This window comes from Burkholderia territorii, assembly GCF_001718335.1.
Lineage (GTDB): Bacteria > Pseudomonadota > Gammaproteobacteria > Burkholderiales > Burkholderiaceae > Burkholderia > Burkholderia territorii.
Genome location: NZ_CP013365.1, coordinates 59251 through 85753, shown reverse-complemented (window position 1 = coordinate 85753; position 26503 = coordinate 59251). Strand labels below are relative to the sequence as shown.

General features: G+C 62.3%; 23 protein-coding genes and 1 pseudogene. 4 read left to right on the top strand and 20 right to left on the bottom strand.

Annotated features, from left to right (window positions below; all coding sequences use genetic code 11):
• Window positions 1-114: 114 nt before the first annotated feature.
• The 7 genes from WS51_RS00385 to WS51_RS00355 all read right to left on the bottom strand — a co-directional run bounded on the left by WS51_RS00385 (window position 115) and on the right by WS51_RS00355 (window position 10278).
• On the bottom strand, window positions 115-3000 hold the full coding sequence (locus WS51_RS00385; protein WP_081333508.1) for a beta-propeller fold lactonase family protein: 2886 nt from the start codon (window positions 2998-3000) through the stop codon (window positions 115-117).
• Window positions 3001-3268: 268 nt separating this feature from the next.
• Window positions 3269-5203, bottom strand: coding sequence for an SMP-30/gluconolactonase/LRE family protein (locus WS51_RS00380; protein WP_069228404.1), 1935 nt, complete (start codon window positions 5201-5203; stop codon window positions 3269-3271).
• Between the two features lie 453 nt (window positions 5204-5656).
• The gene (locus WS51_RS00375; protein ID WP_069228403.1) at window positions 5657-6961 is read right to left on the bottom strand and encodes a dicarboxylate/amino acid:cation symporter; all 1305 of its coding nucleotides are present in this window, start codon (window positions 6959-6961) and stop codon (window positions 5657-5659) included.
• A 347-nt stretch (window positions 6962-7308) separates the two neighbouring features.
• Window positions 7309-8514, bottom strand: coding sequence for an MFS transporter (locus tag WS51_RS00370; RefSeq protein ID WP_069228402.1), 1206 nt, complete (start codon window positions 8512-8514; stop codon window positions 7309-7311).
• Between the two features lie 7 nt (window positions 8515-8521).
• Window positions 8522-8707 carry a DUF1289 domain-containing protein gene (locus WS51_RS00365; protein ID WP_059508013.1) on the bottom strand — a complete coding sequence of 62 codons (186 nt, stop codon included), beginning with the start codon at window positions 8705-8707 and terminating at the stop codon, window positions 8522-8524.
• Between the two features lie 3 nt (window positions 8708-8710).
• Window positions 8711-9994, bottom strand: a complete 1284-nt coding sequence (dmeF, locus tag WS51_RS00360) for a CDF family Co(II)/Ni(II) efflux transporter DmeF (RefSeq protein WP_069228401.1) — start codon at window positions 9992-9994, stop codon at window positions 8711-8713.
• A gap of 11 nt (window positions 9995-10005) precedes the next feature.
• Complete coding sequence (locus tag WS51_RS00355; RefSeq protein ID WP_059447469.1) at window positions 10006-10278, bottom strand: metal/formaldehyde-sensitive transcriptional repressor; 273 nt, start codon at window positions 10276-10278, stop codon at window positions 10006-10008.
• Between the two features lie 179 nt (window positions 10279-10457).
• On the opposite strand from WS51_RS00355, the gene WS51_RS00350 reads away from it, so the two are divergent.
• On the top strand, window positions 10458-11435 hold the full coding sequence (locus tag WS51_RS00350) for a chromate resistance protein ChrB domain-containing protein (RefSeq protein WP_060023706.1): 978 nt from the start codon (window positions 10458-10460) through the stop codon (window positions 11433-11435).
• A complete protein-coding gene (locus tag WS51_RS00345; RefSeq protein ID WP_059768511.1) occupies window positions 11432-12610 on the top strand; it encodes a chromate transporter in 1179 nt (392 codons plus the stop codon). The genes WS51_RS00350 and WS51_RS00345 overlap by 4 nt, the downstream gene beginning before the upstream one ends.
• 113 nt (window positions 12611-12723) lie before the next feature.
• Here WS51_RS00345 and WS51_RS32720 read toward each other — a convergent pair whose 3' ends face one another.
• Window positions 12724-13098: a thiamine pyrophosphate-binding protein gene (locus WS51_RS32720; RefSeq protein ID WP_236872358.1), complete on the bottom strand. Its 375-nt coding sequence runs from the start codon at window positions 13096-13098 to the stop codon at window positions 12724-12726.
• Window positions 13099-13186: 88 nt separating this feature from the next.
• Here WS51_RS32720 and WS51_RS00340 point away from each other — a divergent pair, with 88 nt between their 5' ends.
• Window positions 13187-14062 carry a LysR family transcriptional regulator gene (locus WS51_RS00340; RefSeq protein ID WP_059508004.1) on the top strand — a complete coding sequence of 292 codons (876 nt, stop codon included), beginning with the start codon at window positions 13187-13189 and terminating at the stop codon, window positions 14060-14062.
• A 33-nt stretch (window positions 14063-14095) separates the two neighbouring features.
• On the opposite strand, the gene WS51_RS00335 is transcribed toward WS51_RS00340, so the two are convergent.
• The 12 genes and pseudogenes from WS51_RS00335 to thrS all read right to left on the bottom strand — a co-directional run bounded on the left by WS51_RS00335 (window position 14096) and on the right by thrS (window position 24862).
• The gene (locus WS51_RS00335) at window positions 14096-15298 is read right to left on the bottom strand and encodes a multidrug effflux MFS transporter (protein ID WP_069228400.1); all 1203 of its coding nucleotides are present in this window, start codon (window positions 15296-15298) and stop codon (window positions 14096-14098) included.
• Window positions 15299-15784: 486 nt separating this feature from the next.
• Window positions 15785-16657 (bottom strand): gamma-glutamyl-gamma-aminobutyrate hydrolase family protein, encoded by an 873-nt coding sequence (locus tag WS51_RS00330; RefSeq protein WP_167357955.1) that lies wholly within the window; start codon window positions 16655-16657, stop codon window positions 15785-15787.
• A 28-nt stretch (window positions 16658-16685) separates the two neighbouring features.
• Entirely contained in the window at window positions 16686-17072 is a 387-nt protein-coding gene (locus tag WS51_RS30415) for a GFA family protein (protein ID WP_081053822.1), read from the bottom strand.
• Between the two features lie 36 nt (window positions 17073-17108).
• On the bottom strand, window positions 17109-18263 hold the full coding sequence (locus WS51_RS00325) for a trans-sulfuration enzyme family protein (RefSeq protein WP_069228399.1): 1155 nt from the start codon (window positions 18261-18263) through the stop codon (window positions 17109-17111).
• Window positions 18260-19471 (bottom strand): MFS transporter, encoded by a 1212-nt coding sequence (locus WS51_RS00320; protein ID WP_059791125.1) that lies wholly within the window; start codon window positions 19469-19471, stop codon window positions 18260-18262. Before WS51_RS00320 ends, WS51_RS00325 begins: the two co-directional genes overlap by 4 nt.
• A 166-nt stretch (window positions 19472-19637) precedes the next feature.
• Window positions 19638-20300 (bottom strand): ATP-grasp domain-containing protein, encoded by a 663-nt coding sequence (locus tag WS51_RS00315; RefSeq protein ID WP_069228398.1) that lies wholly within the window; start codon window positions 20298-20300, stop codon window positions 19638-19640.
• 22 nt (window positions 20301-20322) lie between these two features.
• A complete protein-coding gene (locus WS51_RS00310; protein ID WP_069228397.1) occupies window positions 20323-20844 on the bottom strand; it encodes a preATP grasp domain-containing protein in 522 nt (173 codons plus the stop codon).
• The gene (locus tag WS51_RS00305) at window positions 20837-21760 is read right to left on the bottom strand and encodes a fatty acid desaturase family protein (RefSeq protein WP_069228396.1); all 924 of its coding nucleotides are present in this window, start codon (window positions 21758-21760) and stop codon (window positions 20837-20839) included. Before WS51_RS00305 ends, WS51_RS00310 begins: the two co-directional genes overlap by 8 nt.
• Before the next feature lie 2 nt (window positions 21761-21762).
• Window positions 21763-22539 (bottom strand): hypothetical protein, encoded by a 777-nt coding sequence (locus tag WS51_RS00300; RefSeq protein WP_069228395.1) that lies wholly within the window; start codon window positions 22537-22539, stop codon window positions 21763-21765.
• Between the two features lie 233 nt (window positions 22540-22772).
• Window positions 22773-22913, bottom strand: a pseudogene (locus WS51_RS33115) (LuxR C-terminal-related transcriptional regulator); the annotation flags it as partial.
• A gap of 12 nt (window positions 22914-22925) precedes the next feature.
• On the bottom strand, window positions 22926-23462 hold the full coding sequence (locus WS51_RS32675; protein ID WP_208606672.1) for an autoinducer binding domain-containing protein: 537 nt from the start codon (window positions 23460-23462) through the stop codon (window positions 22926-22928).
• 191 nt (window positions 23463-23653) lie between these two features.
• Window positions 23654-24862 carry a threonine--tRNA ligase gene (gene thrS / locus WS51_RS30405; RefSeq protein WP_081053821.1) on the bottom strand — a complete coding sequence of 403 codons (1209 nt, stop codon included), beginning with the start codon at window positions 24860-24862 and terminating at the stop codon, window positions 23654-23656.
• 976 nt (window positions 24863-25838) lie between these two features.
• On the opposite strand from thrS, the gene WS51_RS00280 reads away from it, so the two are divergent.
• On the top strand, window positions 25839-26456 hold the full coding sequence (locus WS51_RS00280; protein ID WP_059800572.1) for a LysE family translocator: 618 nt from the start codon (window positions 25839-25841) through the stop codon (window positions 26454-26456).
• The last annotated feature ends 47 nt before the right edge of the window (window positions 26457-26503 follow it).

Here is a 26503-nt window from a genome sequence, read left to right as displayed (position 1 = left end):
CTGCCGTTGCGGAGTGCGGCGGCCCCCGCCCATGTCGACGGCCGCCGCCGCTCGCCTTGCAAAAAAACACGGGCGCTCGTGCCAGGAGCGCCCGCGTCCAAAACAGACGGCCGATCAATCGTCGTCGCGGCTCGCCACCTTTTGCGTCACGCCCCGGAGCTTCGGATACGGCTGCGCGCCCATCATCCCTTTCCACAACACGCGGTTGAACTGATCGGCCGGCACCTCGTCGGCATCGTCGAAGTCGAACTTCGCCGTCACCTTCGCCCAGTACGCCGCGTCATGCTTCGGCGTGACGTCCGGCCCGGCCGCGTATTGCAGCAGGTTCTCGCCCGCGCCTTCGGCCAGCCGCAACCCCGTGCCCTTCAGCGCCGTCGACGCGACGGCCGTGTAGGTCCACGACGCGGAGCCGTGCACGTCGAACACGTCGGTCATCGGCCGCTGGTACGCGGTATTCAGGTTCATGTGCTGCGTGCCGAGCACGTCCTCGATGGTGCGCAATGCATTGACCTGGCTGTAGCGCGTCCGGATCACCGCGCCCTGCTTCACGTACGGCCCGACGATATATGCCGGCCCGCGATGCGAATCCACGTGGTCGGGGCCGTCCTGCACGTCGTCCTCGGTCACGACGATCAGCGTGTCGTTCGCATACGGACTCTTCGCGACGGCCTCGACCAGCCGGCCGACCGCGAGATCGTTGTCGGCCTGCTGCGTCTCCGGCGTGTTCACGCCGGCGAACGCCGTGCCGAACGCACCCATGTGATCGTGCGACAGGCGCACCAGCGACAGCGTCGGCAGGTTGCCGCTCGCGACGTACTGGTCGAACTCGCGCTTCCACTCGTTGAGGCGCCACTGGTCCGGATACGTCTGGTCGAAACCGCGGAAATACACGTCCGTCATCGACGCCAGCCGCGGGTCGAGCGCGGCGACCTGCACGACGCCCGCCGCGCGCGGATCCATGATCGGGTTCGCCGCCGTGCCGATGCTGCCGATGTTGTTCACGAGGAAGCCGTAGTTGCGCACGGTGCCGCCGCCGGCCAGCACCGCGTCGAAGATATAGCCGCGCTGGCGGCCGAACGGCGCATCGGACGACGCATGGTTGCCGGTGCCGGGCAGCAGGTTCGCCGCGCCGCCCGGCAGGCTGGCGGCCGCGTTGCTGTAGTTCGCGGTGCCGGCCGGCCCGGCCGCCGCATCGCGTTGCTGCACCGACTCCCAGTTGACCGGCACGTTGCGGTTCGTCCCTTCGCTCTCGTACGACAGGCCGCGATTGACCGCCGCGTAGTTGATCTGCTGCGTGATCGTCTCCGTGTTGGTGACGCGCCCCTGCAGCGCCCACGACCAGCCGTCCATGCTGCCGTCGCCCGGGTTCATGAAGTTGTCGAGCGTCACGAACTGGCTCGCCAGACGATGGAGGTTCGGCGTGATGTTGCGACCGAACTGCGCGAGCTTCGGATCCGCGTCGGCGCCGTTGCCGATGTCGCCGAGCACCTGGTCGAACGTGCGGTTTTCCTTGACGACGTAGATCACATGCTTGATGTGACGGCGCAGGAAGCCCATCACCTCGTTGTCCCGGTCGTTGTCTTCCGGGCGATAGAAGTTGTTGCGCGCGGCCTGCTGCGTGAGCGCGGGCAGTTCGCTGGCCGCCGGCACCGGCGCGCTCACGAGCGACGCGCGCTCGAGCTGGAACTGGTATTCGTTCGACGCGCGCGACGCGGCGGCCTGCGCGGGCGTCGCGCCGAACAGGTGGCCGGGGTTCGGGCCGGTCGTGCTCTTGCCATTCACCACGTACATCCACGTGCCGTCGGCGCTGAACGTCACGTCGTGCGGTTCGAACGCGGTCGGAATCAGGCCGGTGACACGATACGCGCGCGCGCCGACGAGCGGAATGACGGCGATTTCGTTCGCGCCCGCATTGGTCGCATACAGCGTGCGGCCATCGCGCGACAGCGTGACCGCGTACGTCGCCGCGCCCGTGTGCGCCTGGCCATGCGCGAGCACGCCGGCCGGCGCGCGTGCGTCGATCCGGGTCACGATCGCGTTGGCGTTCGTGTCGATCACCGCGACCTGGTCGGCATTGTCTTGCGCGACGAACAATCGCGATTGCGACGCGTCGAGCGTCATGCCGAGCGCGTTGCCGTCCAGCTTGATACGCTTGACCAGCCGGCCGCGAGACGGCGACGACACGTCGATCGCGACGATCTCGCGATCGCGATCCGACGACACGTAAGCGATTCCATTGCCCTTCATCACGACCGCGAACGGGAACGTGCCGCCGGCGTCGCCGCTGCGTCCTTCGTTGCCGGAGAAGAACGGACGCAGGTCGTGCTCGTAACGCACGTTGTTGGTCGCGGTATCGATCACGCTGATCGAATCGTTGTAGTTGTTCGCGACGACGAGCGTCTTGCCGTCGGCCGACAGCGCGAGGCCGGCCGCGTTCGGCTGCACGCGGATGCCGACGCCCTTGCCTGCATGGCCGAGCGCGATCGTCGTCGACAGCGCCCACGTGCCGCCCTGCTGCGCATAGACGTACACCGCATCGTCGCTGCCGCCGGTCGCATAGAGCTTGCTGCCGTCGTGCGAAAACGCCAGGCCGACGAACGCGTTGGTCTGCTGCAGCACCTGCCTGAGCACCGGGCGCGTCGTGTTCGCGCCCGCGACGTCGTACAGGAAGATGAATTGCGTCGAGGCTGCGGTGTCGACCGACCCGTCCGGCTTGTACAGCGAGTTCTGGCCGGCGGTGATGATCGCGAGCGTCTTGCCGTCCGGGCTCAACTGCGAGCGCACGGCTTCGCCCGCGACGAAATGCGGATAGGCCGGCAGCCCGGGATTCAGGAACTGCTGGACCGCGCCACGCACGGCGAGCGGCGTGACGAACTGACCGCTCGGCACACGCGCTGCATCGGCGGCGTTGAAGCCGTCCGCACGCGCATGCGACACAAGCAGCACGGCCGACATGACGGCTCCGAGCCGGAGCGCGCGCTTGACCTGGCTATTTCTCATAGGAATCCTCTATACCGGTGGGGCGATGATCGTGTGAGGTGTCCGACATGATCCTGGCGCGTCTGCCCGTATCGCGCGACGGCGAGGGCCTGTGCCAATCGATCGAGTGCGTTGCGTCGGCGATCGCCGACGTGCGGGCATTACATCGCCGCCCAATGTCAAGCGGATGACCGGCTCCGTTGCGGAGCCGGCTTATTACACATCGTTACAGCAAAGGCGTTTCGATGACAGCCATCGTGGTGTCATCGTCACATTCGATGCGTCGCGGTCACGGCGTCCATCGATAAACGGTGATGCTGTTCCCCTTCACGTTGTTCTTCGTCACGACGTATTCGCCGTTCGAGCGCCGGTACGCGCGCACGCTGTACATCGCATCGATCGCGCTGCTGGTATCCACGGTCGCTGGGCTCGCGTTGACGAGCGTCGTGTCGAGATTACCCGTGTCGAGATTGAACGCATCGATGTTCGGCCACAACGGCCCGCTGCTGCTGAACCAGTAGCCGACGAACAAGTGGTTGCCCGCCGCATCGATCGACTTCGCGCCGCCGTGCGGCAGCGTGATCACCGGGTTCGGCTTCGTCGCGTTGCCGGCGCTCCAGCCGTGATACACCTCGATGCGCGTGCCGATCGACGTCCAGTCGGTACTACCGACCACACCCTGCGCGAGCACCATCGTGTCGCTGTCGGCGAGATAGACGATGCGCGTGAGCGGCTGAATGCTGGCCGGCACCGGCGTCGGCACGCCCGGCCCCCACGACGGCTTGCCGCTCGCGTCGAAACCGGTCAGCGGATAGTGATAAATGGCGCCGGTCTTGTCGAGGCCGGCCCAGACGCCGCCCTTGCCGTCGAGGCTGAAGCCGGCCGACACGCGCCGGGTCGTGTTGAACGCGGGCCCGGGGATCGATCCGTCGGGAATCGCGACATAGCCGTTGGCCGCGTTGAAGTGGAAGAAGTAGTAGACCGGCGGATTCTGCCCCGCCGCAACGAGGATCCGGTTCGCGCCAACGGACGTCAGGATCCCGAAGTGCTCGTCGCGCTGGGTGTCGCTCATGTCGATGCGCGGGTCCGATGGATACGTGAACGGATCGACGGTGTTCGCGACGAACGTGCCGCCCGCGGTGCCGCCGTAGACGTGCGTGCCGCTGTAGAACAACGCGCCGTCGGTAACAGGATCGGGTGCGGCGATGCCTTCGAAGTTGAGCGACTGCAACGTCCATCGCAGGCTGCCCGCGCTGCTGTACGCGTGAATGTCGGTCGCGCCGTTGCGGCCGAGATCCCAGCTGCCGCCCCACGGGTTGTTGAGCACATACAGGTTGCCGGCCGTGTCCTTGCCGATGCCGACGATGCGCGTGAAGCGCTGCGCGCCGACCTGCCCCTTGATGCCCGTCGTCGTGTCGAGATAGCCGCCCGGCACGCCGAACGTGCCGGCCAGCGCGGGCCTGCCCGAAACGGAATAGCGCTTGATGTTCATGTCGGGGCCTTCGTCGCCGATCATCAGCTGCCCCGCCGCCGCATCGAAATAGAGCGCGGAAGGCTGCGCGCCGGCGGGGAGGCGGATCGTGTTCAGCAGCGCGCCGGCCGGACTGAATTCGACGACCGAGCCCGCGCGCTTCTGCGCGACCCAGATGTTCCCCGCACCGTCGAGCGCGAGCGCGCCGGGCGCCGACACGCCGATGTCGCGCTGCCACACGCCGTCGGTCGTGAACACCCGCACGCGATTGCCGTAGAAATCGCTCGCATAGAGCAGCGAGCCGGCCGTCGCGAGCCCGGTGACGACGTCGACGCGTGGCTGGTTGGTCGCCGCGGTGACCTGAATGAGCTTGTCGCGAAACCGCGTGGCGCGGTTGTAGCGCCCGACCGCGCCGCTGCCGTATCCGTTGCCGGGTTGCAGCGCGACGAACAGCGACGTCGCATTGCCCGTGATCGCGCTGCCCTGGAACTCGGAATGAGTGCCGATCGAGCCGGCGCTCTTGCCGTTCTGGTAGATCGCGACGCCGCCCTCGTCCTCGTCCCACATCGACGCGGTGTAGATCACGCCTTCGGGCGCGACCCACATCGAGCGCGCGACGTTGCCGACGTGCGCAGCGAGCGTGCCGTACGTATTCGCGATCCAGTCGGTGGTATTACCCGCGTTTCCGGCCGGCGCGATCGCGGCGATCGCGCAGGCAAGCAGCACGGCCTGAATCGGTTTTCTGGCGACCATGGCTGATGCTCTCCTGAATGGTGGAGTCTTTCACATGACGGGCAACCGGGCGGTTTGAAAATCGGCAATGCGTAAATAGTTCCGCTCGATCCGCCGATGCAGTCGGTATTACATCGCGCGTGCATTCGATAATCGGCAACGCCGAGAATAACGTCATATAAATCGAAAGAAATTGCGAACTGCTCGGGCACGCAGGGCGCGCGACTGCGCGAGTGTGAACGACCACTTACGCGCTCGCGCGCGAGCAATCGGAAATAGCACGGCTTTCGATGGCGGGAATATCGCCGCGACCTGGAATGCGGCGTATCGAGAATGGCGGAGTGGATTTTCGGCGAAACGGAAAAATCGCCGGATGCGGGCAAGAACGACCCGAGGAATGACCGCTGTCAGATATCGCGCCGGCCCGAATCCATATAAAATCCGGGCCGGCACACATCATTTACAGCCGGAGAATCATGCGGACGTCGCCGTCTCCCGCACTTGTACTTGCTTGATTTCGGCGCCGCCGTCCGAATCCGCGTCGTCGCGCGAATCGCCCAGTTGGCCTTCCCACTTCGCGACCACGGCCGCCGCGATCGAGTTGCCGACGGCGTTGGTGGCCGAGCGGCCCATGTCGAGGAACATGTCGACGCCCATGATCAGCAACAGCCCGGCTTCCGGCAGATGGAACTGGTTGAGCGTCGCCGCGATCACGACGAGCGACGCACGCGGCACGCCCGCCATTCCCTTCGACGTGACCATCAGCATCAGCAGCATCGTGATCTGCGTGCCGAGCGGCAGGTCGATCCCGTACACCTGCGAGATGAACAGCACCGCGAACGTGCAGTACATCATCGAGCCGTCGAGATTGAACGAGTAGCCGATCGGCAGCACGAAGCTCGAAATCTTGCGATTGACGCCGAACCGGTCGAGCGCGTCGAGCAGTTTCGGGTACGCGGCTTCGGAGCTCGCCGTCGCGAACGACAGCAGGAACGGCTCGCGAATCAGGCGAATCAGCGTGAACGCACGCTTGCCCAGGAACGCGACGCCGGCCAGCGTCAGCACGCCCCATAGCAGCGCGAGCGCCAGGTAGAAGCTCGCCATGAACTTCGCGAACGTGAGCAGGATGCCGAGACCTTCCGTCGTGATCGTCGATGCCAGCGCGGCGAACACGGCAACCGGCGCGAATCCCATCACCGCGCCCGTCACCTTGAGCATGACCTGCGCGAGATCGTCGATCACGCCGGTCAGGCGCTTGCCTGCGTCGCCGAGCGCCGACAGCGCGGTGCCGAAGAAGATCGAGAACACGACGATCTGCAGGATCTCGTTGTTCGCCATCGCCTCGGCGATCGATTTCGGCACGAGGTGGACGACGAAGTCCTTCAGCGTGAATGCGCCCGTCTTCAGGTTCAGCGCCGCGTCGGCGGCCGGCAACGGCAGGCTCAGGTGGCTGCCCGGCTTCAAGATCGTCGCGGTCACGAGGCCGAGCACCAGCGACGTGAACGACGCGATGAAGAACCAGCCGAACGCCGTCACGCCCACGCGGCCGACCGAGCCGCTGTCGCCCATCTGCGCGATGCCGACCGTCAGCGTCGCGAACACCAGCGGCGCGATGATCATCTTGATCAGCCGCAGGAACACGTCGGACAGCAGCGACACGTAGCCCGCGACTTCCTTGGCCATTTTCGGATCGGGAAACGCGCCATGACAGGCGTAGCCCACGGCAATGCCAAGCACCATCGCGATGACGATGGACCTGGTGATGTTGTGCTTCTTCATTAGCAATCCAGATTACAGAACTTGTGTTTCCAACGGCAGGTCGATCGCCGGCATTGCAATGGCGTCGATGTTCCGCCACGCGGCGCACCGTTTCGGGTGCCGGTGCCCTTCCGTGGGCATGGCCACGGCGAACAGGGGGCGCATTCTATCGCAAACGCCGGGCACGCTTTCAAATCCGAAAGCGGCGCGGCGCGCACGATGCGGAGAAGGCGGGTGAGCGAGCTTTTCCCGGCGGACCGGACGGGTGGCCGATGGGCCGCGACGCATGCCGGATTCGGATACGGTCGTGCCCGGTCGTCAGCGCGACGCCCGTGCGAAGGACGTCGGCTAAACCGGCATGCGCCGCGTCACGCGCGCGGCGTCCCGGGTCGCGGCATGAACCGGCACAGGCACAGCGGCACCACGACCAGCGCCGCGCCCGCGAGAAACGTGGCGGACGCGCCGAAACGCATCCACAGCGCGCCGGCGATGCTGCTCGCGAGCAGCATGCAGATGCCGCTCACCAGGTTGAACACACCGAACGCGGTGCCGCGCAGCGCGGCCGGCGCCGTTTCCGACACCATCGCGGCGAGGATGCCCTGCGTGAAGCCCATGTGCAGCCCCCACACCGCCACGCCGGCAAACATCGAGATCGTCGACGTGCCGATGCCGAGCAGCAGGTCGGCCGCGATCAGCAGCACCATGCCGGCCGCGAGCAGCGCGCGTCGATCGAGCCGGTCCGACAGGATGCCGACCGGCCACGCCGACAGCGAATAGGTGACGCTCATCGCGACCATCACGGCCGGAATCCACGCCGCGTCGAGCCCGGTCTGCTGCGCACGCAACACCAGGAACGCCTCGCTGAAACGCGCAAGCGTAAATGTCGCGCCAGCCGCGACGACGAACCAGTAGCTACGGGAAAACTCGCACAGGGCGCTCCAGCGCAGCGGCGAGAGAAAATGCCGGCCGGGTTTCGACTGCTCGGGCTCCCGCACACCGAAGACGATCAATGCGATCGCGACGAAGGCCGGCACGACGGCAAACCACAGCACGGTGCGAAGGTGATCGCCAAACCACAGCATCAGCACGATCGCGAGCATCGGGCCGAGAATCGCGCCCACGGTGTCCATCGACTGACGCAGGCCAAAGCACGCGCCGCGGATTTCGGGCGGCGCGACGTCGGCCACCAGCGCGTCGCGCGGCGCGCCGCGAATCCCCTTGCCGACACGGTCGAGCAGACGGGCCGTCACGACGACGGCCGGCGTCGACGCCAGCGGAAACAACGGCTTGGTCAATGCCGCGAGCCCATAGCCGAGCAGCAGCAGCCCCTTGCGGCGCCCGAGCCAGTCGCTGATCGCGCCGGAGAACACCTTGACGATCATCGCCGTCGCTTCGGCCGCCCCCTCGAGAACGCCGAGCGCGGCGACGCTCATGCCCATCGTCGACACCAGATAGATCGGCAACAGCGCATGGATCAGCTCGGACGACAGGTCCATGAAGAGGCTCACGAGCCCCAGCGCCCACACGGTCCGTGGAATCGCAGGCTTTCCGGCAATCGGTGACGGCGCGCTCATGATCGGTTCAGTCGGTGGTTTCCCGCGTCAGTTTCGCATGCCGCCGTGCGCGGTCGTTCACGATCTGATGACGCCGGTGATCCGTCATCTTCTTCCAGCCGCGCGCTTCGTCGCGCGTTCTCAGGCATGCCACGCAGTAGCCGGTACGGCCGTCGAACGAACACACGTCGACACAAGGAGACTTGACCGCCATTGCTCATCGCCCTCGCGTCGCGGGCACGACTTCGACGGTGACGTGCGACAGGTTCCCGAATCGCTGCAGCACGCCGTGATAGAAGCGTGCGTCCCGCGCCGGATCGTTCGTCGTCACCGACACCACCGCACTCATGTGCCCCGGCCCGAGCCGCCACACATGCAGGTCGCGGACGCGGTCGCCAATGGCTTCGATCGCAGCGCGCACGTTGTCCGTCAGACGGCGATCCGAACTCATGTCGAGCAGGATGGCGCCCGTGTCGCGCATCAGGCCGTACGACCAGTTCGCGATCACCAGCGCGCCGACGATGCCGGCCAGCGGATCCATCCACACCCAGCCGAACGCGCGCGCGAGCAGCAGCCCGACGATCGTCAGGACGGAGACCGCCGCATCGGCGATCACGTGGATGTACGCGGAGCGAATGTTGTGATCGCGCGCCGCCGCCGCGGATGCGCGATGATCGTGCTCCTCGAACGCCAGTTCGTGTTCACGACCGTTCAGGCAGACGATCGCCTTGAACTCGTGCGGCTCGGGGATGGCTTCGGTCGACTCCAGGTAACCGTCGCGGTTTTGCATCGCGAACACCTGACGCGTGCCGTCCGGGCGGATCGTCGTCACCGACACGGCGCTCGCATCGACGCCCTTCGTCTCTTGCGTCGCGGGCGCCACGCGGAAAACCGGCGGGACGCCTTCCTCGAACACCGACACGGCGAATACGCCCTGCTGATCGAAGATCTGCTGCGCTTGCTCGGCGTGGTCGTGTGCGTGATCGTCGTGATCCCCGTGGCCGTGATGATGGCCGTGACCGTGATGATGGCCATGATGGTCGCCGCTCAACAACCAGACGCTCGCGATGTTGACGAGCAAGCCGGCCACCGCGATCGGAATCGCCTCGCCGAAATGGATCGGGACCGGCGCGAGCAAGCGCGCGATCGCCTCGTAGCCGATCAGCAACGCGATCATCGCGAGCACGATCGCGCTCGTGAAACCCGCGAGGTCGCCGAGCTTGCCCGTGCCGAACACGAAGCGCGGATCGTTCGCATGCTTGCGCGCATAGGTATAGGCAAACGCGGCGATCAGCATCGCGCCCGCATGGGTCGACATGTGCAGGCCGTCCGCGATCAGCGCCAGCGAGCCGAAAAGCGTCCCGCCGACGATCTCGGCGACCATCATCACCGAGCACAGCGCGATGACCATCCAGGTCCTGCGCTCGTTCTGCTCGTGCGCCGCGCCGAGAAAGATGTGGTCGTGCCCGGCGCCGAAGGCGTCATCGCTGAAATTGCTCATTCCGCCTCCGTTTACTTGAAGTAGCTGTGAACGACTTCGATCAGCTGCTCGGTCGCGCTGCCTTCGTCGTCGTGCCCCTCGGCGTCGACCAGATGGCTGCGGATGTGATCTTCGAGCACGACCGCGAGCAGGCCGTTCATCGCCCCCCGGCCGCTCGTGATGAGACGGAGGATTTCGTTGCAACCGCGCTCGTCCTCCAGCGCGCGTTCGATCGCTTCGACCTGTCCCTTGATACGACGGACACGGTTCAGCAGCTTCTGCTTGTCCTTGATGGTGTGGCTCATGATGGTCCCTTCATATACCGGGGGGGACTATATCTCAAATTGCCTTTCTGTATAGGGGGGAGGGGTATTTTTCGGGAAGACCGGATGAACCGGCATCCACCCCACATCGCGGTCCCGCCATTGCAGGCGCCGTCATCGTTTTCTTGTAGAGTTTATAACTATTGAGTAGGATTCTCTACATGAATACGCTCACGACATGGTCGTTCCTCGTACTGACCCTTCCGACTCAGAACGCGACGGCGCGCATGCGCTTCTGGCGCGCGCTCAAAGCCAAGGGCTGCGCGGTGTTGCGCGACGGCGTCTACCTGCTGCCGCACTCGGACGAGCACGAACGGGCGTTGCGCGAGCTCGCGGATGCGATTGCCGAAAGCGGCGGCAGCGCGCATCTGTTGCGCGCGCCGAGCCTTGATGCGTCGCAGGAGCGGGAATTCCGGACGCTTTTCGATCGAGGAGACGACTACGCCGCCTTCCTTCAGACACTCGCGAGCGCCCGCAAGACGCTCGCCGGGCAGTCCGCCACGGAACTGACGCGCTTGTTGCGACGCGTGCGCAAGGATTTCGACGGCATCCGCGCAATCGACTACTTCCCGGATGACGCGGCGACGCGCGCCGAAGTCGGGCTCCAGGATTTCGTCGCGTTGGTCGATACCGTGCTGTCGCCGGGCGAACCGCATGCCGCGGATCGGCCCGTCCGGCGGCTCGTGATGGGCGAGTATCAGGGACGCACCTGGGCGACGCGCCGGCGCATGTGGGTCGATCGTGTCGCCAGCGCGTGGCTGATTCGCCGCTTCATCGATGCACGCGCCCGCTTCATCTGGCTCGCATCGCCGGACGATTGTCCGGCTGACGCACTGGGCTTCGATTTCGACGGCGCGACGTTCACGCATGTCGGCGAACGCGTAACGTTCGAGGTGCTGCTCGCCAGCTTCGGACTCGACGACGATCCTGCGCTCGTGCGGCTCGCCGCGATCGTGCACGCGCTCGATGTGGGCGGCCCCGCGGCGCCGGAGGCGACCGGCTTCGAGGCCGTGATGGCCGGCACGCGGCAGCGCACCGACAACGACGATCAATTGCTCGAGCAGATGAGCGCCGTGCTCGACTCCCTCCACGCGCATTTCTCGTCGTGCGGAAAGCACGAGACCGGAGCCCGATCATGACCACTGCCGTCGCCGCGACCGAACCGACCTACTCGCTCGGCGAACTGGTCGCCTACATGTTGCGCCTCGGCACGTTCGGCTTCGGCGGGCCGGTCGCGCTCGCCGGCTACATGCGTCGCGACCTCGTCGAGCGCCGCGGCTGGATCACGGAAGCCGACTACAAGGAAGGGCTCACGCTCGCCCAGCTCGCACCGGGGCCGATGGCCGCCCAGCTCGCGATTTATCTGGGCTTCGTTCACTACCGCATTCTCGGTGCGACACTCGTCGGCTTCGCGTTCGTGCTGCCGTCGTTCGTGATGGTGCTCGCGCTCGGATTCGCGTACGCGCATTTCGGCGGACTGTCGTGGATGCAAGCCGTCTTCTACGGCGTCGGCGCCGCGGTGGTCGGCATCATCGCGATGAGCGCCTACAAGCTCACGACGAAGACCGTCGGCCGCGACAAGCTGCTCTGGGCGATCTTCGTGACACTCGCCGCCGTGACGTTCATCACGGAATCGGAAATCGCATGGCTGTTCCTCGTCGCGGGCCTGGTCGGCTGGCTGTGGCGTGCCCCACCGAAATGGCTGCACAGGGGCGGCCTGAATGCGGCTGCGGCCGCCAACCTGCCGACGCTCGGCGCAATAGCGAGCGGCATCGACCTGCCGCAGCTCGTCCAGATCGGCGCGTTCTTCGCGAAGGCCGGCACGTTCGTGTTCGGCTCCGGGCTCGCGATCGTGCCGTTCCTCTACGGCGGCGTCGTCACCGAACATCACTGGCTCAACGACAAGCAGTTCGTCGACGCGGTCGCGGTCGCGATGATCACGCCCGGCCCCGTCGTGATCACCGTCGGCTTCATCGGCTATCTCGTGGCCGGCTTTCCCGGCGCATGCGTCGCGGCGCTCGGCACGTTCCTGCCGTGCTATCTGTTCACGGTCATTCCCGCGCCATACGTGAAGAAGTACGGGCACCTTCCGGGCGTGAAGGCGTTCGTGGACGGAATCACGGCCGCGGCCGTCGGGGCGATCACGGGCTCCGTCCTCGTGATCGCGAAACGCTCGATCGTCGACATGCCGACCGCGCTACTCGCCGTCGTGACCGTCGTGCTGCTGTGGCGTTTCAAGAAGCTGCAGGAGCCGGTTATCGTCACGGCTGCCGCGCTGGTTGGGCTGGTGGTTTATCCGTTGATTCGTCATTGAGTGGCACTGCGGGAAGTGGCCGTGACGCAGGTGCGATGTTCGTCGGGCATATATGAGGCACGCCGCGAAGTTGGCTACACGCGAACGGTCGAAGGTCGTCCGCACTGCATGTCTTATGGCAGTCCATGCATCGTTCCGGGTTCGGATATGGCGAGACTCACACCCAATTTGCGACTTGCTCTTGCGTAGCCATCGGCCATGAAAGCACTGCCGGCCTCGTGCGCGGCAACGATTCCACGTACTTCCGGCCCCTTGTTGACCGCGTCAAGCAACGGATAAACCATCGTTTCGCGGACCAGAAAAATGTGGGCGACGTGCAGCGACCGTAGGAGATTCATAACACTTCTCGAAACGTCGAATCGGGCAGCGACGTGAGTTGCCTTTTTCAAATTTTTTGCTTTTTCTTTTGATCTGAAATGACCTAAGCAAGTCGAATGCGCCATCCGCATCTTCCGGCACTCAGCAGCAACCCACTTGATACGGATCACTTATTATCTCCGTTGGAGGGCAGTGGCTCAACTTGTATAATTGCATCCAAAGAATGCAAAAGTGCTTTACTGAGAGAGAACGTTATTCATGAATTGGGACGATGCACGCGTCTTTTTGGCAGTTCATCGCGCCGGGACGCTGCGCGAGGCTGCAGTCGTTCTCGATGTCGATCAGGCAACCGTGGGGCGGCGACTGACGGCACTGGAGAAGGCGCTGGGCGCGAAGCTGTTTCTCAAGACGTCGTCCGGCTATGTCGTAACGCAGATCGGTGAGCATTCGCTGCAGGCTGCGGAAGCGATGGAGCGGGCAGCATGCGAGTTCGAGCGGCGCGCACATGGCTCCGACGACCGGCTCGAAGGTGAGGTTCGGGTAACGACAACCGATTCCCTGGCGATGGATTTTGTCGTTCCCGCGATACGGGCGGTACGCCGGAAATACCCCGGAATATGCGTGGTCCTGACGACTTCCGTGCAGGTGCTCAACCTGACGCGACGTGCCGCCGATCTCGCGATTCGAACCGTGATGCCGGAAAATCCCGATCTCGTACGCCGAAAACTGGCCGAATGGGAGGTCGGATTGTTCGCGAGTCGCGAGTATCTGGATGCGCGCGGCGCCCCTGCGATCGGATCCGCTTTCGAAGGTCATGATCTCGTTGTCTACCAGCCCTCCATCACGTCCAACCAGGGGCACTCACTGTGCGGCGAGTCGATGGAACGAGGGCGCGTGGTAGCGCAGGTAAGTTCGAGCCTGATGCTCGCGACATCGATCCGCTCCGGTATCGGAATCGGCGAGCTACCGGTATATATGGCGCAGGAGGACGATTCGCTCGTGCGAATCTGGCCCGACAGGACGCGCACCGCGCCGTATCAGGTCTGGCTCGTGTCGCACACGGACCTGAACCGGACGGCGCGCGTCCGGGCGGTCACCGACGAGATTGCTGCTTCATTCGACCGCTATCGATAGCGGCCGGAATCTCGTCGGCGGAAGGCCGGGGGCTTAGCGCGGCAGAGTCTTGCGCATCGAGCGCGTGCGCCGCGCAGCATACCAACGGGGGACGATCGCGACTGCGGCGACGGTTGCGAAGAACGGGATTGCCGTCGCCAGCACGTGGCTTCCGGTACCGAGCAGTCCGCTGGACAGAGTGGCCGCAAGCGACGCACTTCCGATCTGGAAGAATCCGACCAGCCCGGACGCAGTGGCAGCGCGCCCATGTTCGCTCGCAATGGCACCCGAGACGGCGAGCGACAGCGACGATCCGTTCGACAGGCTGACGAGAAACATTGGCATCACGACTGCGATGATGCTCTTGAAGTGCCACGACTCGCACAACGCGAATGCGATGCCGCCGGCGACGAAGCAGCCCACACCGGCCACGACGATCGAGTCGTAGGACATCCGGTCGAGCATGCGGCGCGAGATCATGTTGGCGGAAATGATGCCGGCAGTAAGCGGCAGATAGAGCCAGCCGCTTTGCTGTTCCGAAAGACCGAGGCCCGAAAAGATGAAGGGCGATTGCGTCAGATATACGAACCACGCGCAATAGATTGCACACACGACGAGCGTATATCGTATGAACACGCGATCTGCGAGCACGTCGGAAAAGCCGGCCAGCGGAACTGCGCGATGTTGCCCCGGCGCGACGGGCGGCCGCGTTTCTTTCAGAAGAAGCTGTACCAGCACGAGCGCGACTGCGCCAAACCCGGCGACGAAAATGAAATCGCTCCGCCACCCGAACCAGGCGGCCAGATATCCGCCGATCGCCGGGGCGATCGCTGGAGACAGCGAGACGAGCGGATATACGATGCTGTAGACCTTTGCGGATTCCTTCTTATCGCAGGTGTCGGCGATGATTGCGCGGCCGATGACGAGACCGGAAGCTGCACCGAGCGCCTCGAGTACGCGCCAGCCGAGAAAGCTTGCGAAGCCGCCGGCACTTGCGCAGCCGATTGAGCCAAGAATGTACAGCAGGATTCCGACCGTCAGCGCGGGTTTGCGGCCCCATCGATCCGAGACGGGACCGTAAAACAATTGGGCGCAGGCGAGCGCGATCAGGTAGGCCGATACCGTCTGCGGCATTTGCCATGCGCCGATTGAGAATTCATGGGCCATCGACGGCATGGCGGGCAGGTAGACGTCGGACGCGATCAGGCCAAAGGCGCTCAACATTGATACGACGAGTATGAGTGAGAAGTTGGACATATTCGCTGGGTTGTTGTGGCGAAGCGCGCGAACGAATGGAGGTGACGACGCGCATTGGGTGGCCTCGAGAAAAGGCCGGGGCGATCATACGGCGTACGATGCGGTTCGCGGTCAGACGGAATCGCATCGCTGGGATGCATTTTTGCGGTCGTGGCGGCCGCACGCGAAATCGCTGGGAGCAGGCTGTGGTTGAACGCATGCTGGTGCTGCGCGACGAACAACTGGCGGCCGTATCTCTCGTGGAAACGGCATGACTCCACCTGATTGAAGGCGGCGGAGCGAACCGCTTATCGCCCGGTCGCGCGATAGTTGAAACGTGGTCTTATGGAATGCGGTCATCTGTTCCAAGACAACTTATTGAGACCGCGAACATCTTTTCCGAGTACCGACCAGTCTTGTTGTGGGCTCTCAGAAAAGGTGTCTTTGGCCCCCTAGACAGTTCAAGGACTTGGACATCTTTTCTGAGAAGACTGCCTGTCCTTCGTCTCAGAAAAGATGTCCGTGGCCCCGGATATTCTCGGAAAAGTTGTCTTTGAGAATGTTGCCCGCCCCCGTCGGCGTATCCCGACAGGACTGGGCGTCGAATCGACGGCGCAAATAGGTTGCACATTCGCGACCGAACCGCGCCCAGACTGCACGGTTCAACACACTATCCCGCACATACCACTCAGGATGCCACTGCACACCGAAGATCGGTGCCCTGATATGCGACACCGCCTCGATGGTGCCGTCGTCGGCATATGCATCGACACTCAATCCGTTCGCCAGGGCGGCAATGCCCTGCCCATGCAACGAGTTCACATGAGCGCGCCGACAATCCGGCGACATTGTCCGAATCGCCTCGTCAAGCCAGCCGCCGCTCACCAACTCGACCGCATGAACGTCCCGATAGCGCTCCTCGAAAGCCAGAGTGCGATTCGCCCGGTGATCCCGTCTCCCTGGCTCGTCGTGAAGTGTCGCGCAAAGGGTGCCGCCCAACGCGACATTGATCTCTTGCATGCCGCGGCATATCCCGAACACCGGGCGCCCCGATGCCATGGCCTCCCGGACGACACGAATCGCCATCCTGTCACGTGTCCTGTCGAGCGATCCGACGTGTGGTTGCGTGCCACCGTAAAACGCAACGTCGACGTTGCTCGCGCCGCCCGGCAGCATGATTCCGTCGAGACGATCGAGCAGCGTGTCGAGACTTCGATCGGATGCAATATCGTCCGTCGAACCGATCAGGAGCGGCAGTACCCCGCCAAACTCCGTCGCAGCCTGCAGATATCGGTCGAACACCGCCTGATGGGAAAGGCACCCCCAACCCGGTATCTCGATATCCTCCGCCGAGCACAGCACGCCGACGACGGGTTTCATTTCCTGGAGTTGTCGCATCGCGGCCGAGTCATTGCGGAAAGGACTGGATGTTTTCTTCCCAGTTCTTCCCGTCAAACGGAACCACATCGAAAGCGTTGGCCCCTGGAAGATCCAGACAGCGAAGATTGACGCTGTAATCGCGGGGATGAGAACGCGGACGATAGAATGGCTTCACGCCGCAAACTCGGCAGAACGTGTGCTCCGCAATCCCGGTATTGAAGCGGTATCGCGTCAATTTCTCGCCACCCTCGAGCAACTCAAAATCGTCGTGCTCGACCGGAACGTGTAGGAAGCCCGATGCAAAACAGATCGAGCAATTGCAATCGATCACCTTGCGCGACGCTGTCGATCGAATGCGAAAGCGTATCGCACCACAGTGGCAATTTCCGTAGATATATTGTGTTGCTTCCGTCATTGATCGCCCCTCGTTTCAGAAAATACACACGGCCTTTCATCGGTGCCCTGCACGCAGCGCAACATCCAGATCCTGTCGAATCATGTCGGGATCTTCGAGCCCGATGCTCAACCGGATACCGATACGCCTGGCATTGTCTCGAGACACCGTGGTCGGACAAGCGACGGACTCGTAACCGCCCCAGCCCCAGCCTCGCCCGATCAGCGAGAGACCGTCGATGGCATTTCTGACCGCCCCCTCGCCGCCATCCTTGAGTACGCATGCAAACACACCGCCCGCACCCGAATACTGTGTTCGCCATGCGGCGTGACCGCTATCGCCGACCAGCGGCGGGTAGTGAACGCTTTCGATCAGCGGATGATCCCGCAACCACGACGCTACATCGCACGCGGACTGAAAATGCCGATCCATCCGGACTGCCAGCGTCCGCAATCCTCGTAAAGCCAAATTCGCGTCGTCCGCACCGACGGCTTGCCCCGTCAAACGGCTTACGCTCTTCACGCGCTCGTACATGTCGAAGCTCGCAAACACCGCTGTGCCGACCATCGAATCGGCGTGCCCGCCGATGTACTTCGACATGCTGTGAATGACGATGCTCGCACCGTGATCGAGCGGATTGAAGAAATACGGCGTGCCCCAGGTGTTGTCGACAACGACCGGAACGGGTCCGGCAATCTCGACGAGGTCTCGTAACACGCACATATCGAAATGCGACGACCCCGGCAGGTCGAGGTAAACCACACACGTCCGTTCATCGAGTTTCGCCGCCAGTTCAGCCGGATCGGCCAGCGAGAATTCGTCGATCGATACACCCTGTCGATGCAGCACCTCGTCGCAGAATTTACGTGCCGCCGGATACGACGAACGCGAGATCAATACCCGCCCCTCGGGAGCCGCCAGCGTCTGCAACACCGTCGCGATAGTGGCCAGTCCCGAACACATCACGAGCGCGGCAACGCCATGTTCGATTTCCGTCATCGCGTCGCACAACGCATCCGTTGTCGGTGTCCCCCAGCGCCCGTAGTGATAAGGGGCCGCACCAGGTGCCATTTCGTCGAATGATTCAAAAAGGACTGTCGACCCTCGATATACGGGCGGATTGACGAAGCCGAAATGTGCGGCAGGCGCGCGGCTCACTGTGGTCAGGGCAGTGCCCGTCGCGCCCTTCCCCGTGACAGGCTCGCGATTCATTTATGCCATCTCCAGAATGCAAGTAGACCCATCAGGGAGATGCCCATGAACGCGACCCACCCCAGGGTATGCACGGTCCAGCTTGCCGCGGCGCTGCCGATGAAGTTGCCGAGCATCCCGCCGATCGCCCACGAGATCGCCGATGCGCCAAAATAGCTGCCGGCGTTGCCATCGGTCGTCAGATCGGCGAGCGCGATATTCGATGCAGGAAGAATCAGGCTTTCACCAAACGTGAAGACGACCGCGACGGCAATCAGAATGACCAGCGACGCACCAGCGCTCCAGCCGTGATCGAACAGCAGTGTGGCAATCGCGAAGCAGCAACACATCGCAGCGTGCCCGATGGTCATCATGGATCGCCAGGTCGTGCGCTGAAACCAGCCCATGCCAAACGAAGCTGTAGCAATGCCAACCAGCGCATTCGTTATGTAGAATGGCCTGACGCCGTTATAGCCGCTCGAGCCGTTCGAAAACGTCAGCGGGATGAAGACGTAGATCTGCGTATACACCGTCCAGAACGGAACGAGCGCCCAGCACAGTCGGCGGAACCGTCTGTCTCCAAACGCGATCATCAAACCACGCAGCGGATGTACCGCAGCTGCGTTGCTCGCTCTCCGTCCTGAGATCCAGGGCGCCACGAGCGCAAGCACGGCGAAAATCATGCCGCTTACCAGAAACGGTAACGTCCGGTCCGTGTTCGGCACGACGATAAGCACCGCCGGACCGATCAGCGCGCCGAGATTGAGCGCCAGGTTATTCAGCGCGAACACCTTTGGACGTACCGCGGCATCGAGCGAACCGAAGATCGAATACGCGGTCGTTTCGTAAAGCGCAGCGCCGAGCCCGGACAAGAATGCCCACATCAGCAGTCCGGCAAACGACGGCGTAAGCGCCAGTCCGACAAATCCTGCGGCGCGGCAGATCAGACCAAGTGTGGCCAGCACGCGGCTGCTGAAGCGATCCGTCGACGCACCCAGCACCAGCGGCAACAACCGGCTCGCCAGCAAATTCACGGTCAGTACGCTGGCAACGCTGCCCGCGTCCAGATGACGCTCCAGGTCAAGGAACGCAGCGAGCAGCGGAAGCGACCCGAACACAGACAAATTCACGAGGAACTGAAAACTCAGCAGGATCCGCGTCGAAACCGGCACACCGTCGGCCATGCCGCTGAACCATGCCGAGGGCCGTGTGAACTTGATTGCATCCATCGTTTCACCCCGGTACAGCGACTGATTCTTGAGCCATCTCGAATTCGCGCTGGAACGTGCGCTCGAGCGCAAGCGCACCTGACAAATTGCGCGCATATACCATGTATTCGATCGTGCCTGTACCCGCCATATCTTCCGTAAGGACGACGACACCGGCTTCGTCGCGCTACTGCGTCAGTCGATGCGAGACAGTCAGCGCAGCACGCAGGTCGCGAGCGGGCACCCTGTTGCGCGTCACGACGGCGTGCGTGGACAGATAGTCCGGCCCCACCAGTTCGCACAGGATCGCGTCAAGATGGCTGCAACCGCCGATACGCCCGTTGATCTCGGTAAAGACGACTTCGCCGTCGTCGGTCACGATGGCGTCGAAATTTGCGCGCCCGACGAATCCGAGGCGCTGGGAGATCGACGCAAGCACGTCGCCTTGCGCCAGAAATGTGTCGATCACGCCCGGAGACAACTGGCTGGGGATTTGAAATCCGGTCCACATGATCATGCCATTGCCCCGCTTGTCGCCCGAAGCGTCCATCCGCAGGTCGCCATAGCTCACAAGCCGAATCGCGTCCGCACCAATCTCATATTCCGCATACAGGACATCCGAACCTTCGTGGAACCGTTCGACGACCACCTGGCAGTTGCCCGCCGTGTCGGTCTGTCTCGACCACAAGTCACGGGCGAATACGGTATCGACGTCCGACAGGTGCGTCAGCGCATACACCTTGCGGACACCGGGATAACTGGTGCGACGCTCGAGTGTGACTGCGATGTTTCCGTCACCGCCGGCATTGACATCCTGCTTGACAATCACGCTCGCATACTTCGCAAGCATGTCACGCAGCGTCAGGTAGAACTCACCGAACGACCGGCAGACTCGCCCGTCCGCACATCCGACCCGACGCGAGCGCTCGAAATACGGCCTTTCGGTTCAAAAGTTCAGCACCGGCCTGTTCCATGAAGTGCGATCCATTCGACACGGGCTGCGCGATGTCGAGCTGATCGCAAAGCAACCCGACCGATGACGTATGAAAGTACGGGTAAACCGTCCACCCTGCGCCACCGACGCGAAGGCCACGCAATGCAGCGAGCGTCGCTTCATCGAGCAGGCGGTCGGAAGTCAATACCACCGGATCGGAGATATCGGAAGACGGTGACACGATCTGCGTAGTGGAAAGACTACGCCTCATCACAGCCGATACGTACTCGATCATGGGGACCGATACCGGCGACGGCAGAATCGCCACGTCGTCGCTTGCCATCTGCCATACGAGGCGCCTTGCCGCAATCGCTGACACCTGACGAAGCGGAAGCGATGCACGCTTCGTATCCCCGATCATTGCCTCGTTATCGACGTTGCCTACAATGAGTTTAGCCATGAGTTGCCCCGTGCTCCCGACGTTGGATAAGATCCCGGCAAACGCGCCAGTGCCATTTCAGATAAGACGATTCACGATGAATGCCAACATTCGGGTGCGCCCCGATCCGGGCGAGCAGTGGTGCCGGAGCGCCCGGATAGCGATGACGCTCGGTATGAAAATTCGCGTTCCACATGAAAAACCGGACGATGCCGTTAGTCGTCATCGTTCTCGACGCCAGGTAACGCGGCTGCACCGGTTCACAGCCGTAATGCTCCGGTAGTCCGAAGAACATCAACCAGAAGTAGGCAAAAAACACCGGACCGATATAGGCCGTAACCAATGCCGACGGCCAGGCACAGGTTGCCGCCGCGATGGCGAGCAACCATGCTGCAATGAACCGCGCTTCGTTGCGCGCTCGCACTTTCCGTCGCACTGTTGCGAGATAGGACGGTGCGCCTCCGGCGATCAGATGTACGTTCAGTCGCAGATTCGAAACGAGAAAACCAACACCGGTCATCGCACCCGCATAGGCACGCAACGTGTCGAATCGGGAGGCCGACTCGGTGTCCTCTTCCGTCGCCAAACACCGGTGATGCTTCAGATGCTTGTCGGTATAGGCCGTGAAGTTTACGAACAGGACATTCGCAGCCAGATTGCCGATGATCGCGTTGACGGATTTCGCACTCACCAGGCTTCGATGCAGACATTCGTGGGCGAGATTCAGGAACCCGCTCAACACAAAACCTTCGGCAAGCATCAGGACGATCCGGCCCATTGCGTTTCCGGATCGGCACGCCAACCATGCCACCAAACTAACGACCGCGATCGCGCCAACGACCTTCGCAATCGCAGCTGCATCGCGGAGCCCGCCTCGCCGCGCGCGATATGCGTCGATCTCGAGCAACACCGGATCCGGACCGTATTCGGCGCTCATGTTCATTCAGCCAGCGAAACAAGCGCCGCACACCACGACACGTTGTCGGAAACGGCCTGCGCAACCCGTACGGCGAATTCAGGAATTTCGTCATCGCTGACAAGGAGCTGAATCATTCGTCTCGTCATTTCGACGTGGTACGCCTCGGCAGGATCATCACCGCCAACGTGACATTGAAAATAAACGAGTCCATGTCGGTCGACACCATAACAACGACTCGTCGACGCCCAAAGTGCGTCGATCATCGCATTCGCGTGCAGTTCGAACGCCACCATGTTCGCGCACCGCTCGAGCGCCGTCTTCGCACCCAGTCCGGCAAGTAGTTTCGTCAGATAAGGCCCCGTCGGTACGCTGAAATTCGGAACCGCGACGCGTCCTGTCAGTCTCTCGATGTCATTTTTCAGGAGGCTCGAGTGAAACCATTTGCCGGTATCGAGAATGCCCTGCAGTCCCTGTTTGCCGTATCGTTCGATGACGTATGCGCCACCCGTCTCGTCCCAACAGAGAAAATTTCCCACCACGCTCGTGATTTCGACGTCTCGCGCCACCGGTCGATTCGATTGAATGGCATCCAGAACGGCGTGAACTTGCGCACCCGCCTGCAGATACGGAAACGCCTGCGACATCGCCAGGTAGTGCGGAAAGATTTTTTCCAGTGCAGCGCACGACGACACGTGCCGGAACGGATGATCATCGAGTCCGTCGCGCAGACTGACCATCAGCGAATCGATTTCCCCATCGACGACCGGGTTCAGAATTTCGTCACAAACATCAGCCATGCGTTCACCTCATCTACCATCGCGATTGTGATGGGCCGGCACAAAACGCCTGTGCCGGCCGCCGAGTATGGCGATCAGAAGTCGATCTGGTCGCTTGCGTCGGTACCACTTTGCCGATTTTCGATGCGGTCTCACACTACAAAAGCTTGTAGTCCCCGTGCCGACGTGGCGTGATTTGACGCATCGGCGCGCGCACGGTCCCGGTCCACTTCGCGTCTCGTGTCACCAACGCGTTACAGCAATCCGAATCTGTATGCCATCAGAACGGCTTGCCGGCGTGTCGGCACGTCGAACTTCTTCATGATGTTGCGGATGTGATGAAGCACGCCATGCTCGGTCAACGCGACAATGCGCGAGATATCCCAACTGGACTTTCCTTCGGCGACTCATTTCAGGATTTCGAGTTCACGCGCGCTGAGGCACGGTGCATCGGATTGCAGCGCCTCCAGCCTGCGGCACGTGTCGAGCGTCAGATTCGCGACAAGTGCGCCCCACGACGGAATGGCGAAGGGCAAATCGCCGTTGTCAGACGCCCGCGCCTGTCGAACGAAGCTCACGCACGCCACATCGCCATGCCTGTTGTGAGCCGGAAACGACACTCCGTCGCTTAACCCGTACATGCGACTTCCGTCTCGAAGTTCGCGCTGTTCGGTTGTCGCGAAGATCCGGTCGCACCAGATCAGCGGTGTCAACGACGACATCGCATGCTGCGCGACCGGGTCGATCATCAGGTAAGCCCGCTCCCGATAACGGGACAACCACGCCTCCGGGTAGTTCGAAAGTGTGCGGCCGCTCTTCAGTGTCCCGCCCGTCATTCGATAGTCCTGGTAACAGACATGGTCAAATCCCGCCAGGCGTCCGATGTCGACCAGCATCCGGCCCAGTTCGTCCATGCAAGTGCAACCGCCGATCTTGAACACCATCTCAAGCATCCGCTCACCGCACCGACACGATGTGGACTCACGACATCCTTCGGCCCATAGAATGACGCGTTCTCTGGCTTCTCTCATAATTTTTAGAATTACTGACGAATTTATGTTTGAAAATCGATTCGATGAGTTCTCAAGGCGCCCTCAATCCGCCTGCGATAGCAGGAAACGGCGCCGTCGTCGAATCAGAACACCCGCGTCGCTGACGGGACGCGCGCATGCTGCTTGACGTACGCGAGAGCATCGTTGATCGTCAGAACGTGCTGCTCCCCGTCCCTCATTCGTAACGACACCTCTCCGGCCAGCGCCTCCTTGCGTCCTGCAATTGCGACGATCGGCGCGGCCAGTTCCCTTGCATCGAAGATCTTGCGCGGCAGGCGCTCGGCGCGGAAATCCCTCAGCACCCGACAGCCGATGTCTTCGAAAGCGAACGCCGCGTTGTCGGCAAATTCGCGGTCATCTTTCCCAATGTTCGCAACGACGATCTGGTCCGGTGCCAGCCAGGTCGGCAACCATCCCTCGTAGTGTTCGAGAAGAATACCGATGAACCGTTCAAGGCTTCCCAGGATCGCGTGGTGCAACATGACGGGCGTTGCCTTCGCACCGTCCTCTGCGACATATGACGCACCGAGCCGTTCCGGCAATACGAAATCGAGCTGGATCGTTCCGCACTGCCACTTTCGTCCTTGGCGGTCGAGCAGATGAAATTCGAGCTTGGGACCATAGAATGCCCCTTCTCCCGCCTGGATCGCGAAATCGAGACCTGCCGCGCGCGCAGCGGATGCCAGCATCGCTTCCGAGCGATCCCAGACCGCATCGTCACCCGCACGGACCGCCGGCCTCGTCGACAAAGCCACATCGAATTCGCCAAATCCGAAGTCTGCGTAGATCGTCTTCAGCAACACACAGAATCGTGCGACTTCAACCTCGACCTGATCCTGCATGCAAAGCACGTGAGCGTCGTCCTGCGTGAACGCACGGGCACGCATAAGGCCATGCAACGCCCCGGACGGTTCGGCCCGGTGGACCGCCCCAAATTCGGAATATCGGATTGGAAGATCGCGATACGACCGACTGCCTTTTTTGAAAACCTGCACATGGCACGGACAACTCATCGGTTTGAGACAGTACGGATTGTTGTCACTCTCGAGTGAAAACATGTTTCGCCCGAATTTCTCCCAATGACCGCTCTGTTCCCAAAGATCGCGCGAGACGATCTGAGGCGTCCGCACTTCGGAAAAGCCCGCCTGACGCATCCGGACTCGGATATATTCCTCGACAACCCGATAAAGAACCATGCCGCGCGGATGCCAGAAGACAGCGCCCGGGCTTTCATCCTGCTGATGAAACAGATCGAGTTTGTTGCCGAGCACTCGGTGATCGAAATCGTCCATCATGTTCTCCGTTGACTTGATACCGGTCGACGGAGCACAAAAAAAGCCCCGTCCGTTTCCGGCGGGGCTTAGGGATGGTTTGAGGCACTGACTTACGACGTGCAACCTCCCCCCGGCCCGCCGTTGGCGGTCGTGGTAGTGGTCGCGGTAGTCGTAACGAAAAGTGCGTTCATGGGGCTAATCTAGTCAACCTGCCAACGTCTGTCAACAAACATTCGAGTCCAAATTCAGCGCCAAAATTTTATGATCCGTTAAAAATCCTCAAACGGAAAATAAATGAAATTCATAGAAAGCATAATGAAATATTATTTAAAGTAAACAAATAATGGTTTTATTCATGGAATGGAAGTTGCGGGCAATCAGAAAAGGCGATCACTAGCAGGCCGTTCCCGAAATCAAGGAAAAGCAAGCCGATGCGAGGCGAGGCGAGGCGAGGACGGTTATAACGAATCGTTGCACAGTCTGGTGGGCAACGTGCAAGCCGGGGCAAATGGCCGAGCCGAACGCGACGTTGCCGCGGAGATGTTGCGGGACGTCGCGCGACCAGATCGCCGCAAGGACAATTGCATGCTACATCCGGCTCAACGTGCCGGAGCATCGATTTCTCCGTAAGTTTGCGCGGACGAACTTCAAACGTTAAACGGGCAGGTAAGCGCCTCCAATACGAAAACAACAACAGGGCGAGTTCGGTCAAACATGCATGAAAAATCCGATATTGGCAAATTTTCTATGATCATTTCCGTATAGCGAGGTAGATTACACCCTTAATGTGCAGAAGGCGGCCAATTATTCAAAGACAACATATTGAGACCGCGAACATCTTTTCCGAGTACCGACGACGAGTCTTGTTCACGCTTGCTCCCCGATCTGCCCCTCCCCGTACCGGCACCCACCCAGCAAACTGTACCGGTACTGTATAGAAAACCGTCGCTACACTGGCTCCATCCCAGTCTCGCACACGAATGGAGAATCCGCGATGGACTTCCTCACCCTCAGCGCATTGCCCGCCGGCATGCTGTTCGCGCTCGTCACGTCGATCACGCCCGGCCCGAACAACACGATGCTGCTCGCTTCCGGCGTCAATTTCGGTTTTCGCCGCACGATGCCGCATCTGTTCGGCATCAGCATCGGCGTCGCGGTCCTGATGCTGTGCGTCGGCTTCGGTCTCGGCGAGGCGTTCCGGCGCGTGCCGGTCCTGTATACGATCCTCGAAGCCGCGAGCGTCGCGTATCTGCTGTACCTCGCATGGCGCATCGGCACGTCGGGTGAAGTGAAGGCGCAAGGCGCCAAGCCGCGGCCGATGACGTTCCTCGAAGCCGCCGCGTTCCAGTGGGTCAACCCGAAGGCATGGATGATGGTGCTGACCGCCGCGACGACCATCCGTCTGTCCGCCGACTACGGGATGAATGCCGCGTGGATGGCCGTCGTCTTCATCCTGATCGGCTTTCCGTGCATCAGCCTGTGGGCCGCGTGCGGCCAGGGCCTGCGCCGCTTCCTGTCGAACCGTCGCGCGCTGCGCATCTTCAACGTGACGATGGCCGTGCTGCTGATCCTGTCGCTGTACCCGCTCGTCGTGCATCTGCTCCCGCAGTGAGCGCTCACAAGTGCACCCGTTGAGCTTCGCGCCATGCAGGCGTACCC

Bases quoted from the DNA above. Each gene is read 5' to 3' on its own strand.
- WS51_RS00385 (WP_081333508.1), bottom strand. From the start codon at position 3,000: ATGAGAAATAGCCAGGTCAAGCGCGCGCTCCGGCTCGGAGCCGTCATG.
- WS51_RS00380 (WP_069228404.1), bottom strand. From the start codon at position 5,203: ATGGTCGCCAGAAAACCGATTCAGGCCGTGCTGCTTGCCTGCGCGATC.
- WS51_RS00375 (WP_069228403.1), bottom strand. From the start codon at position 6,961: ATGAAGAAGCACAACATCACCAGGTCCATCGTCATCGCGATGGTGCTT.
- WS51_RS00370 (WP_069228402.1), bottom strand. From the start codon at position 8,514: ATGAGCGCGCCGTCACCGATTGCCGGAAAGCCTGCGATTCCACGGACC.
- WS51_RS00365 (WP_059508013.1), bottom strand. From the start codon at position 8,707: ATGGCGGTCAAGTCTCCTTGTGTCGACGTGTGTTCGTTCGACGGCCGT.
- dmeF (WP_069228401.1), bottom strand. From the start codon at position 9,994: ATGAGCAATTTCAGCGATGACGCCTTCGGCGCCGGGCACGACCACATC.
- WS51_RS00355 (WP_059447469.1), bottom strand. From the start codon at position 10,278: ATGAGCCACACCATCAAGGACAAGCAGAAGCTGCTGAACCGTGTCCGT.
- WS51_RS00350 (WP_060023706.1), top strand. From the start codon at position 10,458: ATGAATACGCTCACGACATGGTCGTTCCTCGTACTGACCCTTCCGACT.
- WS51_RS00345 (WP_059768511.1), top strand. From the start codon at position 11,432: ATGACCACTGCCGTCGCCGCGACCGAACCGACCTACTCGCTCGGCGAA.
- WS51_RS00340 (WP_059508004.1), top strand. From the start codon at position 13,187: ATGAATTGGGACGATGCACGCGTCTTTTTGGCAGTTCATCGCGCCGGG.
- WS51_RS00335 (WP_069228400.1), bottom strand. From the start codon at position 15,298: ATGTCCAACTTCTCACTCATACTCGTCGTATCAATGTTGAGCGCCTTT.
- WS51_RS00330 (WP_167357955.1), bottom strand. From the start codon at position 16,657: ATGAAACCCGTCGTCGGCGTGCTGTGCTCGGCGGAGGATATCGAGATA.
- WS51_RS30415 (WP_081053822.1), bottom strand. From the start codon at position 17,072: ATGACGGAAGCAACACAATATATCTACGGAAATTGCCACTGTGGTGCG.
- WS51_RS00325 (WP_069228399.1), bottom strand. From the start codon at position 18,263: ATGAATCGCGAGCCTGTCACGGGGAAGGGCGCGACGGGCACTGCCCTG.
- WS51_RS00320 (WP_059791125.1), bottom strand. From the start codon at position 19,471: ATGGATGCAATCAAGTTCACACGGCCCTCGGCATGGTTCAGCGGCATG.
- WS51_RS00315 (WP_069228398.1), bottom strand. From the start codon at position 20,300: ATGCTTGCGAAGTATGCGAGCGTGATTGTCAAGCAGGATGTCAATGCC.
- WS51_RS00310 (WP_069228397.1), bottom strand. From the start codon at position 20,844: ATGGCTAAACTCATTGTAGGCAACGTCGATAACGAGGCAATGATCGGG.
- WS51_RS00305 (WP_069228396.1), bottom strand. From the start codon at position 21,760: ATGAGCGCCGAATACGGTCCGGATCCGGTGTTGCTCGAGATCGACGCA.
- WS51_RS00300 (WP_069228395.1), bottom strand. From the start codon at position 22,539: ATGGCTGATGTTTGTGACGAAATTCTGAACCCGGTCGTCGATGGGGAA.
- WS51_RS32675 (WP_208606672.1), bottom strand. From the start codon at position 23,462: ATGGTGTTCAAGATCGGCGGTTGCACTTGCATGGACGAACTGGGCCGG.
- thrS (WP_081053821.1), bottom strand. From the start codon at position 24,862: ATGGACGATTTCGATCACCGAGTGCTCGGCAACAAACTCGATCTGTTT.
- WS51_RS00280 (WP_059800572.1), top strand. From the start codon at position 25,839: ATGGACTTCCTCACCCTCAGCGCATTGCCCGCCGGCATGCTGTTCGCG.